The sequence below is a fragment of the Ramlibacter sp. genome, assembly GCF_035627355.1.
Lineage (GTDB): Bacteria > Pseudomonadota > Gammaproteobacteria > Burkholderiales > Burkholderiaceae_C > Ramlibacter.
This window is the reverse complement of the sequence record NZ_DASPLW010000061.1, coordinates 39,890-53,583: the sequence shown is the minus strand read 5'-3', so window position 1 is coordinate 53,583 and position 13,694 is coordinate 39,890. Positions and strand designations below refer to the sequence as shown.

Here is a 13,694-nt window from a genome sequence, read left to right as displayed (position 1 = left end):
GCACGCGGCCGTGAACGACGAAGAGCGCAAGAAGGCCAACCGCCGCCTGGGCCTGATCCTGGCGTCGGTGGCACTCGCCTTCTTCCTTGGCTTCCTGGCCAAGATGGTGCTACTGGGAGGCTGATGCCATGTCGACACGCGGCGAAAACCGCAGGATGGTGGGCAAGCTGGCGGTGGTGGCCGCCGGCATGTTCGTGTTCGGCTACGGCCTGATCCCGATCTACAAGCACATCTGCGAACTCACCGGCATCAACATCCTGGCGCTGAGCGAGAAGCAGGTGCCGGGCGGCTCCACCGCGGCGGCCAACACCCAGGTCGACCGCAGCCGCACCATCACGGTGGAATTCGACGCCAATGCGCGCGGCCCCTGGCAGTTCAAGCCGGCCGTCAGCAGCGTCAAGGTGCATCCGGGCGAACTGGCCACCGTGGTGTACGAATTCCAGAACGTGCAGGACCGCCGCATGTCGGCCCAGGCCATCCCCAGCTATGCGCCGCGGCAGGCCTCGGCCCACTTCAACAAGCTGGAATGCTTCTGTTTCAACCAGTACACGCTGGAGCCGGGCGAGAAGAAGGAGTGGCCGGTGGCCTTCGTGATCGACCCCAAGCTGTCCAAGGACGTGACGACGATCACCCTGTCGTACACCTTCTTCGAAGTGGGGTCCTCCACGCCGGCGGCGCCGGCCACGGTGTCCTCGGTACAGCCGGCGCCCGCGGGAGAGCGCTCATGAGCTTCCTGAGAACGGCACGCACAGTTGCCTGGTCCTTTCTGGGCGTGCGCAAGCGCAGCGGCTGGGAGGAGGATGCCCGGCGCGCGAACCCGCTGCACGTCGTGGCGGTCGGCCTGGTCGGCATCGCGGTGATCGTGGGCGGCCTGATCGGGCTGGTCCACTGGGTGGTCTAGGAAAACGTCAAGAGAATCGATAGCAGGAGTCGAGAAAACATGAGCTCAACCACCAGCGGCAGCCAGCCCTATTACTTCGTGCCGCATCCCTCGCGGCACCCGTTCTTCGCCGCGTTCGGCCTGTTCTTCGTCGTCTTCGGCGCGTCCCAGTGGATCAATGGCGTGGGCTGGGGCCGATGGATGTTCCTGTTCGGCCTGCTGTGGCTGTTCGGCGTGCTGTTCCAGTGGTTCCGCGATGCCATCCACGAGAGCGAATCCGGCCAGTACAGCCGCAAGGTGGACCACTCGTTCCGCTGGAGCATGAGCTGGTTCATCTTCTCCGAGGTGATGTTCTTCGGCGCCTTCTTCACCGCCCTGTGGTGGATGCGCGCGCACTCGGTGCCGGCGCTCGGCGGCCTGGACAACTCGATCCTGTGGCCCGAATTCAAGGCGGCCTGGCCCAGCGCCGTGCCCGGCGCCACGGCTTCGCCGGCCGGCACCATCGAGCCGTTCCAGACCATGGGCCCGCTGTGGCTGCCCACGATCAACACGGCGCTGCTGCTGTCCTCCGGCGTGACGCTGACCATCGCCCACCACCTGCTGCGCGAGGGCAAGCGCGGCGCCACCATCGCCTTCATGTGGCTGACGGTGCTGCTGGGCTTCACGTTCCTGTGCGTGCAGGGCTACGAATACTTCCACGCCTACACCGACCTGAACCTCAAGCTCACGTCGGGCGCCTACGGCTCCACCTTCTTCATGCTGACCGGCTTCCACGGCTTCCACGTGCTGGTGGGCATGCTGATGCTGTTCTTCATCACGCTGCGCCTGATGAAGGGCCACTTCAGCCCCGAGCGCCACTTCGGTTTCGAGGGCGCGGCCTGGTACTGGCACTTCGTGGACGTGGTCTGGCTGGGCCTGTACGTGCTGGTCTACTGGATGTAAGGCGGCACCCGCCCGCAGCAGCAAGGCGCCCGATCGGGCGCCTTGTGCTTTTTGACGGGATCGTTCAGGCCCCGGCCGGGATTCCGGTAGGCTGGATGTACCCCAGCTTCCAGGCGACCAGGATGCAGATGAACAGCAGGATGGACAAACCGACCCGCCAGGCCAGCGTCCGCACCATGCGGCTGGTCTTGGGCCGGCCGTCCTGGCCGTCGCGCATCATGAAGACGAGGGCTGAACCGAGGCTGCCGATGATGGCCACGAAGGCCAGCAGCACGAGGTATTTCATGCAGCCGATTATCGGCGTCGCACCGTGAGGCGCATCCGCTCCTGGGGCATGGCCCTGGCCGCGCTGCTGGGGATGGGAATCACCTTCGCGCTGGGGTTGTGGCAACTGGACCGCGCCCACCAGAAGGAAGCGCTGGAGCACGCGATCCGCTCGCGCGAGGGCCTGCCGCCGCTGGGCCTGGCGGAGCTGCTGGCCGGCGACCGGGGTGCGCTGCTGCACCGTCCGGTGCGCCTGCGGGGCCAGTGGGTGCCCGAGCACACGGTGTTCCTGGACAACCGGCAGATGGACGGGCGGGTCGGCTTCTACGTGCTCACGCCGCTGCGGCTGGCCGGCAGCGATGCCGCCGTGGTGGTACAGCGTGGCTGGGCGCCGCGCGATTTCCAGCGTCGCGAACAGCTGCCGCCGGTGGAGACGCCGGCCGGGATGGTGGAACTGCAGGGCCGCATTGCCCCGCCCCCCGCCAAGCTTTACCAGTTCGGCTCGGCCGGCAGCGGGCCCATCCGGCAAAATCTCGACCTGCCGCCGTTCGCGGCCGAAACCGGCTTGAAGCTGCTGCCCGACGTGTCGGTGCAGCAGACCGGGCCGGCCTCCCAGGGCCTGCTGCGGGAGTGGCCCGAAACCGCCGGCCGCGGCCCCGAGACCAACTACGGTTACGCCTTCCAGTGGTGGGCCCTGTGCGGCCTGATCGCCTTCCTCTATGCCTGGCTCCAGTTCATCCAACCCCGCCGCCAAGCCCGGGGCCCTTGACCAGCCGCTCGACCTGACGGTGCATGCGCTGCCGGGCCCGCGCGAGCTGGAGGACGCCCAGCGCACGGCGCGCGGCCGACTCAAGATGCTCTTCGTGCTGCTGATCTGCGCGGCACCGGTCATCGCGTCCTATTTCACCTACTACGTGGTGCGGCCCGAGGGCCGTCGCAACTTCGGCGAGCTGATCGAACCGCAGCGCCCCCTGCCGGCGCTCACGGCGACAAGCCTGGACGGCCAGCCGGTCTCGCTACCTTCGTTGAAGGGCCAGTGGCTGCTGATCAGCGTGGCCGGCGGCACCTGCACGGGCCCCTGCGAGAACCACCTCTACCTGCAGCGCCAGATGCGCGAAGCGCTGGGCAAGGACAAGGACCGCCTGGACTGGGTCTGGCTGGTGGACGACGCCGCGCCGGTGCGCGCGGAACTGCAGCCTGCGCTGGCGGCCGCCACGGTGCTGCGCGTGCCGGGCGATGCGCTGGCGCGCTGGCTGCAGCCGGCGCAGGGCCAGGCACTGGAGGACCACCTGTACCTGGTCGATCCGATGGGCAACTGGATGATGCGTTTCCCGGCGGGCCTGGACCGGGAGGGCGCCTCCAAAGCCAAGGCCGACCTGGAACGCCTGATGCGGGCCTCGGCCGGCTGGGACCAGGCGGGGCGCAACCCATGAACGAACTGGTCGATCTTTCTCCCGCGCTGCACATGATGGCCATGGGCGCGTTGCTGGCGGCCGGCCCGCTCGGCTGGCTCTGGCTGCGCAACCGCCAGGCGTCGCCGGTGCACCGGCTGGCGCTGCTGACCGGGCTGACGCTCTTCCTCACGCTGGACCTGGTCGTGTTCGGTGCCTTCACACGGCTGACCGACTCCGGCCTGGGTTGCCCCGACTGGCCGGGCTGCTACGCCAACGCCAGCCCGGTGGGCGCCCACGCGGAGATCAGCGCGGCCCAGGCGGAGATGCCGACCGGCCCGGTGACGCACACCAAGGCCTGGATCGAGATGGTCCACCGCTACCTGGCGACGGGGGTCGGCGTGCTGATCCTGACGCTGGCGGTCGCGACCTGGTTGCTGCGCCGGCGCGAGCACCTGCCGGTCGGGCCCTGGTGGCCGACGGCCACGCTGGTGTGGGTCTGCATCCAGGGCGCCTTCGGCGCGCTGACGGTGACCATGAAGCTGTTCCCCGCCATCGTCACCCTGCACCTGCTGGGCGGGCTGGTGCTGCTGGCGCTGCTGGTGCGGCAGACGGTGGGCTACCGGCAGGCGGAGCGGGCCGGCGGCCGGGTGGCGCTGGGCGCTGGGAGCTATGCGTTGCTGCTGGCCACCGCCGCGGCCGTCTGGCTGCAGGCAGCGCTCGGAGGCTGGGTCAGCACCAACTATGCCGTGCTGGCCTGCCAGCAGTTCCCGGCCTGCCAGGGCAGCTGGTGGCCGGCCATGGACTTCGCCCAGGGCTTCGAGCTGTGGCGGCCGCTGGGCCTGACGGCCGCCGGCGAGCACGTGAGCTTTGCCGCCCTGACCGCAATCCACTACGCCCACCGGCTGGCCGCATACCTCGTGCTCGCGCTGCTGCTGGTGCTGGCGTTCCGGCTGCGCCCCGCGCTGCCACGCCAGGCGTGGGCGCTCGGTGGCCTGGCGCTGTGGCAATTGCTCAGCGGCTTGTCCAACGTGGTGCTGGGCTGGCCGCTGCTGGCGGCGCTGGCCCACACCGCCGGCGCGGCCCTGCTGGTGATGGTGCTGACCTGGGCGCTGTGCGAGTCCCGCGTGGCCGGCACCGCGGCCGCAAGTGCTCGTCCCGGCGTCCTGCCGGCGCGTGAAAGGGCCCGGACATGAGCCGCGTGGCCCAGTTCTACGCGCTGACCAAGCCGCGCGTGGTGCAGCTGATCGTGTTCTGCGCCGTCATCGGCATGGTGCTGGCGGTGCCCGGTTTGCCCCGGCTCGCCGACCTGCAACTGGCCGCGTTCGCCGCCTTGGGCATCTGGCTGGTGGCCGGCGCCGCCGCCGCCTTCAACTGCCTGATCGAGAAGGGCATAGACGCCAAGATGCGGCGCACCGCCTGGCGGCCGACCGCCAAGGGCGAGCTGTCCGACACCCAGACCCTGCTGTTCTCGGCGCTGCTGTGCGCCGCCGGATCGCTGCTGCTGTACTGGACCGTCAATCCGCTGACCATGTGGCTGACGTTCGGGACCTTCGTCGGCTATGCGGTGATCTATACCGTGGTGCTCAAGCCCCTGACCCCGCAGAACATCGTCATCGGCGGCGCTTCCGGCGCCATGCCGCCGGTGCTGGGCTGGGCCGCGATGCGCGGCGACGTCGGGCCCGAGGCGCTGGTGCTGTTCCTGATCATCTTCCTGTGGACCCCGCCGCACTTCTGGGCGCTGGCGCTGTACCGGGTGGAGGACTACCGCAAGTCGGGACTGCCCATGCTGCCGGTGACCCACGGCAGCGAATTCACGCGGCTGCAGATCCTGCTGTACACGCTGGTGCTGGCCGCCGCCTGCCTGCTGCCGTTCGCCATCGGCATGAGCTCCTGGCTGTACCTGGCCGCCGCGCTGGTGCTGAGCGCCGGCTTCACTTGGTACGGCTTCCGCCTGTGGCGCGACTACTCCGATGCGCTGGCGCGCAAGACCTTCCGTTTCTCCCTGGTCCACCTGAGCGTTCTCTTCGCCGCGCTGCTGCTGGACCACTATCTGCTCTGAGGTGCCCATGGACCGCCGCCACATCCTGCAACTGCTCGCCGCTGCCGCGCTCCCCGGCGCGCTCGCCGCCTGCGGCGAGAAGAAGCCCCAGTTCTCCGCCATCGACGTCACGGGCATGGACTACGCCAAGGGCTTCCAGCTGCCGGACGCCGACGGCAAGATGCGCACGCTGCAGGACTTCCGCGGCAAGGCCGTCGTGGTGTTCTTCGGCTACACCCAGTGCCCGGACGTGTGCCCCACCACCCTGAGCGAGATCGCGCAGGCCAAGCAGCTGCTCGGGGCCGATGGCGAGAAGGTGCAAGGCATCTTCATCACGGTGGACCCGGAGCGCGACACGCCCGAAGTGCTCAAGGCCTACATGGCCAACTTCGGCCCCGACTTCGTGGCGCTGCGCGGCACGCCCGAGCAGGTCGAAGCCACCGCCAAGGACTATAAGGTCTATTACAAGAAGGTCGACGGCAAGACCCCCGGCAGCTACACCATGGACCACTCGGCGGCCAGCTTCGTCTACGACCCCGAGGGCCGGCTGCGCCTGTACACGCGCTACGGCACCGGCCCGCAGGCGCTGGCCGGCGACCTGAAGCAGCTGCTGCAGTCCTAGGCACCCGGCGGTGGTCGCGCACCTGCTGCAACGCCGTGGCGCTGCGCGCATCGCGCTGATCCCGCCCGAGGTGCTGCAGGCGCTCAACGACGGGATGATTCCCACCGTCAACCTCAACGAGTTCCTCGCGCTGTACGACCTGGCGACCGCGCACCGACGTCGCGCTGCGCCTGCTGCAGCCATGGGCCGCCGACGCCGATCCGAACATCCGCCGCTTCGCCTGCGAAGCCACCCGCCCGCACGGCGTCTGGTGCGCGCCCGTGCCTGCGCTCAAGAGCGAACCCTGGCGTGCGCTGCCCCTGCTGGAGCCCCTGCTGTCCGATCCCAGCCTGTACGTGCGCAATTCGGTGGCGAACTGGCTGAACGACGCCAGCCGCACCCGGCCCGAGTGGGTGCAGGAAGTCTGCGTGCAGTGGCAGCGGCGCTCGCGCACGCCCGAGACCGCCTACATCACCCGGCGCGCCCTGCGCACCATCCGCCGCAGCGCGCCTGCCGGCTAGAAGTTGAGCGGCCGGATCTGCTTGCGCGAATCGGGCCGCACCGCCGCCAGCCCCTCGAGGGCCCATTCCAGGGCGGCCACCGCGTTCGGCTGCGTGTCCGGCAGCAGGGCCATCACCACCTGCAGCCGCAGGGTCAGGCTGCCCGGCAGCGCGGGCGCGGGGCGCAGGCCGCTGGCGACGATCTGCTGGGCGCGCCCGGTGGCGGCCTCGGTTCCCGTCGGACCCTCCAGCAGCAGCGCGAACTCGTGCTCGCCGACGCGGGCGGCGAGGTCGATGTCGGTCGCCGCCCGGCGAAGGTGCGAGGCGGCAACCACCAGTGCCCGGTCCAGCGTCTCGCGCCCGAACTCGCTGGCGATCGCGTCGTGGTTGGCCAGCTTGACCAGCAACAGGGCGAACGAGTGCTTCTGGCTGCGGCCGCGCGCCGCAGCCGCCTCCATCCGCTGGAGCAGCGTGGCCCGATCCGCGAGGCCGGTGAGGGCATCCGTGTGCGGCAGCGCGGAGGCGCGCAACTGGGCCTCGCGCCGGCGCCGCGAGCGCAGGCTCAGGGCGTGGAACAGGATCGGCATCTCCAGCGCCGCGCCGATCGCCAGCCCATAGCGGGTCAGGACGCCGTTGGGGATCAGTCCCAGGCCGCGGGCCAGCGGAAACAGCGACATCAGCAGCACCGGCACGAATCCCAGTGCGATCAGGCGGATGCCGGGGTCGTTGCCCTTGATCCATACCAGGCCGATCAGGACCGCGATCAGCGCGACCGCCGCACTGGTGAGCAGCAACCGGACACCGAACAGCGTCCGGCTCGGCAACCACACGTCCACCAGAACCGCCAGCAGCGTGGCCAGCATCAGCGTCCACACCATCCGGTCCAGCAGGCGGGAAAAGCGGGCCGGCTCGGTGACCACCTGCACGAACCACAGGGCCGCCACCGCCGACAGGCCCGGCAGCAGGAAGGTCGACAGCGCGTTCCAGGTGGTCCAGTCATCCCAGAGGTATTGCGCGCCCACCCCGATGTAGGCCGCCTGGCCCAGCGTGAACAGGATCAGGTACAGCGCATACGTCGCGAAATTGCGGTCGCGGAAGACGACGGCGTTGGCCAGGGACACCAGGGCCAGCAGCACCGCGACGCCGAAGTACGCCCCCAGCAGGAAATGCTCGCGCTCGCGCTTGCCCAGCAGATGGGCCTGGCTGTACAGCGACAGGCCGGCGGCGAAGTCGACGCGGTCGTGCTCGATCCGCCCCCAGTAGGTGATCGGCTGGGTGCTCGGGTGCACCAGCTCGAAGGTGGGTGAATGGCCGGGGACGGGCCATTGCGACACCGGCCGATGGTCGCCGGCTTCCTGGCGCACCCAGGCGCCAGCCGCATTGCGGTGGAAGAACTCCACCCGGTCGATGCCGGACGAGCCGACCACGAAGTACCACGAGTTGGCGTCGTGCACTTCGGCCTCGAAGCGGATCCATAGCGTCCGGCCATCCAGGTCGTGCTGCTCGCCGTTTCGCTGCACGGACCAGGGAAGCCGGGCGGCCTGGGCCTCCACGTCCTCGACCTTCAGGCTGCGGCCGGGTTCGACCCAGACGAGCGCCCTGGCGTCCAGCGCCACTGCTTCCTGGTCCGGCTTCAGGACGATGACGCCGGGCGCGCCCGGCAGCCCTGCTGCCCCAAGCGATGCCGCCGCCGCCAGGAACCCGAGGCAAGCCAGGCAACAGCGGATGAACAGCGGAACCCTCACGCTGAAATTGTCACAGTTTTGTTACAAAAATGCGGTCACGCATCCGACAAGGGGTCGACGGAAGGCTCCGAACGAGCGCGCCGGGCAACAAAAAAGCCCGGCGGCGCCGGGCTTTCGGGATGGCGGCCGGTCAAGCGTAGGCCGCCAGCGCCTTGCGCATCTTCTTCATGGCCGCTACCTCGATCTGCCGGATGCGCTCGGCCGATACGCCGTACTCCGAAGCCAGCTCGTGCAGCGTCATGCCGCCCGAGCCATCGTCGTTCACCTTGAGCCAGCGCTCCTCGACGATACGGCGGCTGCGCGGGTCCAGTTCGTCCAGCGCCGCTGCGATGCCGTCCGTGGCCATGACGTCGCGCTGCTGCGATTCCAGCACCGCGGTGGGCTCCTGGCTGGCGTCCGACAGGTAGCTGATGGGGCCGAAGCTCTCTTCGCCGTCGTCGGTGGGAGCCGGGTCCAGCAGCACGTCGCCGCCCGCCATCCGGGTCTCCATCTCGATCACTTCCTCGCGCTTGACGTTCAGCTCGCGCGCCATCAGGTCGATCTGGGCGTCGGTCAGCGTCTCGCGGTGCGTCTGGGCGTCCTCGTCGTCCTTGAAGCCCTGCTTCATGGACCGAAGGTTGAAGAACAGCTTGCGCTGGGCCTTGGTGGTGGCCACCTTGACCATGCGCCAGTTCTTCAGGATGTACTCGTGGATCTCGGCCCGGATCCAGTGCAGCGCATAGCTGACCAAGCGCACGCCCTGGTCGGGGTCGTAGCGCTTGACGGCCTTCATCAGGCCGATGTTGCCTTCCTGGATCAGGTCACCGTGCGGCAGGCCGTAGCCCAGGTACTTGCGCGAAACCGATACCACCAGACGCAGGTGCGACAGCACCAGCTTCCCTGCGGCTTCGAGGTCGTTCTGCTCCTTGAACTTGCGGGCGTACTCCTGCTCCTCCTCCGCGCTCAGCATGGGGAGGCGGTTCACCGCCGAGATGTAGGCGTCCAGGTTGCCGAGCGAAGGTACGACCGCCCACGGGTTGGCGAGGGCCAGCGCACCGCCGGGGGTTCCCATCGTCGAGGCTGTCATGCCGGTTGCTCCTTTCATGTTGGCTTTCATATTAGCACTCGCTTGGATAGAGTGCTAACGCTCAAGTTCAATCCCGGCGATAGCCCGCGCCGATGTCCCCGATGGACCCGGCCGGCGGCGACCGGGTTTCGCGTTGCCAGGAAAATGCGCGAAACGGCGTGTAGCACAGCGAGAGTGTGTACTAACATTGTAACATCCCGGCCCGCCCTGAGCAACCCGGAGCAATCATGAGCCCGAACTCCATGGACGAACTTGCAGATGCCGGCATCCTGAGCCTGACCACCACGGTCGCCCGCCTGGACGAGGCCAACCGGTTGGCGCAGGCCCTGCTCGAGCAACGGCTGGCCGCCTGCGTGCAGGTGGAGGAGGGGTTGCAGTCGCACTATCGCTGGCAAGGACAGGCCTGCAGCGAATCCGAGGTCCGGCTCACGGTCAAGACACTGCCCGCGCGGCTCCCGGCGCTGCAGGCGTTCTTCGCCGAGCACCACCCCTACGAATTGCCGCAACTGCTGTGGCAGGTCATGCAGGCCAGCCCGGCCTACGCCGACTGGGTGCGGCAGGAAGTCGGTTCCCCGCCCTAGCGGACCACCAGCCGCGTCGGACCTTCGAGCACCTCGCCGACCACCGCCGCGTCGCCGAACCCGTGCTCGCGGAAGACGGACAGCACGCGCGGCAGCGCGTCGCGCGAGCAGGACACGAGAAGGCCGCCGCTGGTCTGCGGGTCGGTGAGCAGCGCCCGCTGGGTGTCGGTAAAGCCGCCGGGCAGGCTCACGTCGGCGCCGTACCCGGCCCAGTTGCGGCCCGACGCGCCGGTGATGAAACCGTCGGCCGCCAGCTGCGCCACGCCCTCCAGGAAGGGCACCTGGTTCCAGTCGAGGGCCACCGTCAGCCCGGCGCCGCGGGCCAGTTCCAGCGCATGCCCGGCGAGCCCGAAACCCGTAACGTCGGTGAGCGCATGCACGCCCTCCAGTGCCGCCAGGTCCGCCCCCGGCGTGTTCAGGCGGGTGGTGGTGGCGATCATGCGCTCGTAGCCGGCCGCATCCAGTGCCTGCTTCTTCAGCGCCGCCGACAGCACGCCGACGCCCAGCGGCTTGCCCAGCACCAGCGCGTCGCCGGCGCGGGCGCCCGCGTTGCGCCGCACCTGCGCCGGATGGACCAGGCCCAGGGCGACCAGGCCGTAGATCGGCTCGACGCAGTCGATGGTGTGGCCGCCGGCCACCGGGATGCCGGCGGCCCGGCAGACCGATTCCCCGCCCTGCAGGATGCGGCCGATGGTGGCGGTCGACAGCACGTTCACCGGCATGCCGACGATGGCCAGTGACAGGATCGGCCGCCCGCCCATGGCGTAGACGTCGGAGATGGCGTTGGTGGCCGCGATCCGGCCGAAGTCGTACGGATCGTCGACGATCGGCATGAAGAAGTCGGTGGTCGCGACCAGCGCCTGCTCGTCATTGAGCTGGTAGACGGCGGCGTCGTCCGCGGTCTCGATGCCGACCAGCAGCTGCGGCGGAATGGGCATCCGCGCGGCCGAGCCCTGCAGGATCTCCGACAGCACGCCCGGCGCGATCTTGCAGCCGCAGCCGCCGCCATGGGACAAGGAGGTGAGGCGGGGTTCGCCGGCAACGGTCATGGTGTGTCCTCAGCCCAGCAGCGCCTGCGCGAATTCGCGGGCGTTGAAGGTTTCCAGGTCCTGCAGTTTCTCGCCGACGCCGATGAAATACACCGGTACGGGCTTTTCCTGGGCGATCGCGGCCAGCACGCCGCCCTTGGCCGTGCCATCGAGCTTGGTGACGATCAATCCGGTCAGGCCCAGCGCCTGGTCGAAGGCCTTGACCTGGGCCAGCGCGTTCTGGCCGGTGTTGCCGTCGATCACCAGCAGGACCTCGTGCGGCGCGTCCGGCTGGGCCTTCTGCACCACCCGCCGGATCTTGCGCAGCTCCTCCATCAGGTGCAGCTGCGTCGGCAGGCGGCCGGCGGTGTCGACGATCACCACGTCCTTGCCGCGCGCACGGCCGGCATTGACGGCATCGAAGCTCACGGCCGCCGGGTCGCCGCCCTCCTGGCTGACGATCTCCACCGTGTTGCGGTCGGCCCAGATCGCCAGCTGCTCGCGCGCCGCGGCGCGGAAGGTGTCGGCGGCGGCCAGCAGCACCGAGGCGCCTTCGTCCGCCAGGTGCCGGGTCAGCTTGCCGATCGAGGTCGTCTTGCCGGCGCCGTTGACACCGGCCACCATGATCACCGTGGGCTGCTGGGCGCCGATCACCAGCGTCTTCTCCAGCGGCTTGAGCATCTGGGCGAGCGCCTCGTTCAGGATGTTCCTGACCTGCACCGGCCGGGTCGCCCCGGTGGACGCCACCTTGCGTTTGACCTCCTGCAGCAGGTGCTGGGTCGCCTTCACGCCCGTGTCGGCCATCAGCAGCGCCGACTCCAGGTCCTCGTAGAGCTGGTCGTCGATCTGGCCGCCGGTGAAGACCTGGGTGATGCCGGAGCCGGTCTTGCGCAGCCCGGCGCTGAGCCGCTGCATCCAGCCCTGGCGCTCCGGCGCCACCGGGGCCGGCGCCGGGATGTCCATGGCCTGCACCAGCGCGCTGCCGATTAGTCCGCCGGACGGCGCGGGAGCAGGGGGCGGCGCTTCGGGCGCGGCAGTGGGTGCCGGCGGGACCGGTGGTGCGGCGAGCGGAGCGGCCGGCGCTTCCGCCAGGGGCTCGGCAGCAGGGGGAACGGGGGGCGGGGAGGCTGCAGGCGCCGGCGTGGGCGCCGGCTTTCTGCGAAAGAAACTGAACATCGAAGGCGTTTCTAGAATCAGTGGATTCTATGAAACACCTCCTGCGATGCGCGGCGGCGGCCTGCTGCGCCGCGCTGCTCCTGGCGGCCGGCGCAGCTCCTGCACAGGCCCCGCCGCCGGTTCCGGCCCGCACCGCCTCCGCGGCAGCCGCCGAGCCGGTCCGGTTCACCCTCGACAACGGCATGACGCTCATCGTCAAGCCCGACCACCGGTCGCCCACCGCCGTCCACATGCTGTGGGTGCGGGTGGGCGCCATGGACGAAACCGACGGCACCAGCGGCGTGGCCCACGTGCTGGAGCACATGCTCTTCAAGGGCACCGAGACGCTGGGGCCGGGCGAGTTCTCGCGCCGCATCGCCGCCATCGGTGGACGCGAGAATGCCTTCACCGGGCGCGACTACACCGGCTACCACCAGCAGATCCCGGCCGACCGGCTGGAGGAGGTGATGCGCCTCGAAGCCGACCGTTTCGCCCACAACCGCTGGCCGGACGAGGAGTTCAAGCGCGAGCTGGAGGTGGTCAAGGAGGAGCGCCGGCTGCGGATCGTCGATTCGCCGCGGGCCATGCTGCACGAAGTGCTGGACGCGGTGACCTTCCTGGTCTCGCCCTACCGGCGGCCGGTTTCCGGCTGGGCCAGCGACCTGGAGGCGATGACGCCCGAGGACGCTCGCGCCTTCTACCGGCGCTGGTACGTGCCGGCCAACGCGGCCGTGGTGGTCGCGGGCGACGTCGATCCCCAGCAGGTCCTGCGGCTGGCGCAGAAGCACTACGGCCGCATCCCGGCAGCCGCCGTGCCGCCGCGCAAGCCGCAGGGCGAGCCGCCGCAGACCGGCACCCGCCGCGTCGAGCACAAGGCGCCGGCGGAGCAGTCGTACGTGGTGCTCTCGTTCAAGGTGCCGCAACTGCGCAGTTTCGAGCCCGACCCCGCAGGCGACGATGCGGTGGCGCTCACCGTGCTCGCCGCCGTGCTCGACGGCTATCGCGGCGCACGTCTGGAGCGGGCCCTGACGCAGGGCCCCGACCGGGTGGCCGACAGCGTCGGTGCGGGCAACGGGCTGTGGGGCCGCGGGCCGCAGCTGTTCACGCTGGATGGCGTGCCGGCGCCGGGCAAGACGCCGGAGCAGGTCGCGGCGGGGCTGCGGGCCGAAGTCGAACGCGTCGCGCGCGAGGGCGTGAGCGAGGACGAACTGCAGCGCGTCAAGACGCGCTGGATCGCCGCCGAGGTCTACAAGCGGGATTCGGTCTTCTCCCAGGCGCGCGAGCTGGGCAGCTTCTGGGCTTTGGGCCTGCCGCTGGACGCCAGCGAGCGACTGATGGACCGGCTAAAGGCGGTCACCCCCGCGCAGGTGCAGGCGGTCGCCGCGAAGTACTTCGGCGACGACCAGCTCACCGTCGGCATCCTGCGGCCGCTGCCGCGCGACCCGTCCCAGGCGCGGCGGCCGCCGCCCGCGGGCTTGCGGCATTGAAGGAGCCCCTGGC

17 protein-coding genes are annotated in these 13,694 nt (G+C 69.8%); 12 read left to right on the top strand and 5 right to left on the bottom strand.

Going from position 1 to position 13,694, the window contains the following annotated elements; translation table 11 throughout:
* Positions 1 to 10 precede the first annotated feature (10 nt).
* The 4 genes from VEC03_RS14705 to VEC03_RS14690 are packed head-to-tail and all read left to right on the top strand — an operon-like array spanning position 11 to position 1,822.
* Entirely contained in the window at positions 11 to 124 is a 114-nt protein-coding gene (locus VEC03_RS14705; RefSeq protein WP_324916504.1) for a cytochrome oxidase small assembly protein, read from the top strand.
* Positions 125 to 128: 4 nt separating this feature from the next.
* On the top strand, positions 129 to 728 hold the full coding sequence (locus VEC03_RS14700; RefSeq protein ID WP_324916501.1) for a cytochrome c oxidase assembly protein: 600 nt from the start codon (positions 129 to 131) through the stop codon (positions 726 to 728).
* Entirely contained in the window at positions 725 to 901 is a 177-nt protein-coding gene (locus VEC03_RS14695) for a DUF2970 domain-containing protein (RefSeq protein WP_324916498.1), read from the top strand. Before VEC03_RS14700 ends, VEC03_RS14695 begins: the two co-directional genes overlap by 4 nt.
* Positions 902 to 940: 39 nt before the next feature.
* Complete coding sequence (locus tag VEC03_RS14690) at positions 941 to 1,822, top strand: cytochrome c oxidase subunit 3 (protein ID WP_324916496.1); 882 nt, start codon at positions 941 to 943, stop codon at positions 1,820 to 1,822.
* 64 nt (positions 1,823 to 1,886) lie between these two features.
* On the opposite strand, the gene VEC03_RS14685 is transcribed toward VEC03_RS14690, so the two are convergent.
* On the bottom strand, positions 1,887 to 2,108 hold the full coding sequence (locus VEC03_RS14685) for a twin transmembrane helix small protein (RefSeq protein ID WP_324916494.1): 222 nt from the start codon (positions 2,106 to 2,108) through the stop codon (positions 1,887 to 1,889).
* A 24-nt stretch (positions 2,109 to 2,132) separates the two neighbouring features.
* Between VEC03_RS14685 and VEC03_RS14680 the strand changes: the two genes are divergently transcribed.
* The 6 genes from VEC03_RS14680 to VEC03_RS14655 all read left to right on the top strand — a co-directional run bounded on the left by VEC03_RS14680 (position 2,133) and on the right by VEC03_RS14655 (position 6,640).
* The gene (locus VEC03_RS14680) at positions 2,133 to 2,855 is read left to right on the top strand and encodes an SURF1 family protein (RefSeq protein ID WP_414708502.1); all 723 of its coding nucleotides are present in this window, start codon (positions 2,133 to 2,135) and stop codon (positions 2,853 to 2,855) included.
* Positions 2,806 to 3,519 carry a hypothetical protein gene (locus VEC03_RS14675; protein ID WP_324916491.1) on the top strand — a complete coding sequence of 238 codons (714 nt, stop codon included), beginning with the start codon at positions 2,806 to 2,808 and terminating at the stop codon, positions 3,517 to 3,519. Before VEC03_RS14680 ends, VEC03_RS14675 begins: the two co-directional genes overlap by 50 nt.
* Positions 3,516 to 4,673 (top strand): COX15/CtaA family protein, encoded by a 1,158-nt coding sequence (locus VEC03_RS14670; RefSeq protein ID WP_324916489.1) that lies wholly within the window; start codon positions 3,516 to 3,518, stop codon positions 4,671 to 4,673. The genes VEC03_RS14675 and VEC03_RS14670 overlap by 4 nt, the downstream gene beginning before the upstream one ends.
* Positions 4,670 to 5,539 (top strand): heme o synthase, encoded by an 870-nt coding sequence (gene cyoE / locus VEC03_RS14665; RefSeq protein WP_324916487.1) that lies wholly within the window; start codon positions 4,670 to 4,672, stop codon positions 5,537 to 5,539. Before VEC03_RS14670 ends, cyoE begins: the two co-directional genes overlap by 4 nt.
* Positions 5,540 to 5,546: 7 nt before the next feature.
* A complete protein-coding gene (locus VEC03_RS14660; RefSeq protein ID WP_324916484.1) occupies positions 5,547 to 6,140 on the top strand; it encodes an SCO family protein in 594 nt (197 codons plus the stop codon).
* Between the two features lie 164 nt (positions 6,141 to 6,304).
* Positions 6,305 to 6,640 (top strand): DNA alkylation repair protein, encoded by a 336-nt coding sequence (locus VEC03_RS14655; RefSeq protein WP_324916673.1) that lies wholly within the window; start codon positions 6,305 to 6,307, stop codon positions 6,638 to 6,640.
* Here the strand turns inward: VEC03_RS14655 and VEC03_RS14650 are convergent.
* Both VEC03_RS14650 and rpoH read right to left on the bottom strand, forming a co-directional pair.
* A complete protein-coding gene (locus VEC03_RS14650; protein WP_324916482.1) occupies positions 6,637 to 8,364 on the bottom strand; it encodes a sensor domain-containing diguanylate cyclase in 1,728 nt (575 codons plus the stop codon). The two genes, VEC03_RS14655 and VEC03_RS14650, sit on opposite strands and share 4 nt — an antisense overlap.
* 130 nt (positions 8,365 to 8,494) lie before the next feature.
* Positions 8,495 to 9,430, bottom strand: coding sequence for an RNA polymerase sigma factor RpoH (gene rpoH / locus VEC03_RS14645; protein WP_324916480.1), 936 nt, complete (start codon positions 9,428 to 9,430; stop codon positions 8,495 to 8,497).
* Positions 9,431 to 9,672: 242 nt separating this feature from the next.
* Between rpoH and cutA the strand changes: the two genes are divergently transcribed.
* A complete protein-coding gene (gene cutA, locus VEC03_RS14640; protein ID WP_324916477.1) occupies positions 9,673 to 10,011 on the top strand; it encodes a divalent-cation tolerance protein CutA in 339 nt (112 codons plus the stop codon).
* Here the strand turns inward: cutA and selD are convergent.
* Both selD and ftsY read right to left on the bottom strand, forming a co-directional pair.
* A complete protein-coding gene (gene selD / locus VEC03_RS14635; RefSeq protein ID WP_324916474.1) occupies positions 10,008 to 11,060 on the bottom strand; it encodes a selenide, water dikinase SelD in 1,053 nt (350 codons plus the stop codon). The two genes, cutA and selD, sit on opposite strands and share 4 nt — an antisense overlap.
* Positions 11,061 to 11,069: 9 nt before the next feature.
* The gene (gene ftsY / locus VEC03_RS14630) at positions 11,070 to 12,215 is read right to left on the bottom strand and encodes a signal recognition particle-docking protein FtsY (RefSeq protein ID WP_324916472.1); all 1,146 of its coding nucleotides are present in this window, start codon (positions 12,213 to 12,215) and stop codon (positions 11,070 to 11,072) included.
* 29 nt (positions 12,216 to 12,244) lie between these two features.
* On the opposite strand from ftsY, the gene VEC03_RS14625 reads away from it, so the two are divergent.
* Positions 12,245 to 13,681: a pitrilysin family protein gene (locus tag VEC03_RS14625; protein WP_324916469.1), complete on the top strand. Its 1,437-nt coding sequence runs from the start codon at positions 12,245 to 12,247 to the stop codon at positions 13,679 to 13,681.
* Positions 13,682 to 13,694 lie beyond the last annotated feature (13 nt).